Origin of the sequence: Streptococcus hillyeri (assembly GCF_003686955.1) — a bacterium.
In the GTDB taxonomy this organism is placed as follows: Bacteria; Bacillota; Bacilli; order Lactobacillales; family Streptococcaceae; genus Streptococcus; species Streptococcus hillyeri.
The window spans coordinates 1-421 of sequence record NZ_RCVM01000064.1 but is presented as its reverse complement, the minus strand read 5'-3'; the positions used below and the strand labels follow the sequence as shown (position 1 = coordinate 421).

At 36.3% G+C, this 421-nt stretch carries 1 protein-coding gene; it reads left to right on the top strand.

The window, feature by feature from the left end; genetic code table 11:
- The first annotated feature begins 29 nt into the window (after positions 1-29).
- Positions 30-296 (top strand): hypothetical protein, encoded by a 267-nt coding sequence (locus tag EAF07_RS10465; protein WP_001024536.1) that lies wholly within the window; start codon positions 30-32, stop codon positions 294-296.
- Positions 297-421 lie beyond the last annotated feature (125 nt).

Below are 421 nucleotides of genomic sequence, written 5' to 3'. Positions count from 1 at the left end.
CCCCTGAGAAGGATAAATCGGATTAACGTATGAATATTAATATTGAATACCTGAATGGAAATAAGACTATTGGTTTATTTTTTTTAAGAAGTGAAGCGGTGATTCCTGACAGGTTTAAAAACCTTATTTTGCTTATTGATGGATTAAGTTTTGGCACATTTGGTTTTCATCCGCACGAAGGTTTTGAGGATGAATTAATTTTATATATTCAGAAAACAAACGAGAGGGTAAAAACTCTTTTTGTGAAAATAGATTTAAACGGTATCAAGTTTGGATTTTTAAGAACGCATTCTTAGTTCTGGAAAAGAGCCAGCGGCAGGCTGAGGTGATAGGTACGAGATTGCATGCAATCTCTAGTGCTCTGTCTATCCTGCATTATCCTCAGCATTATCCTCAGCATTATCCTCAGCCTTGCCAACTC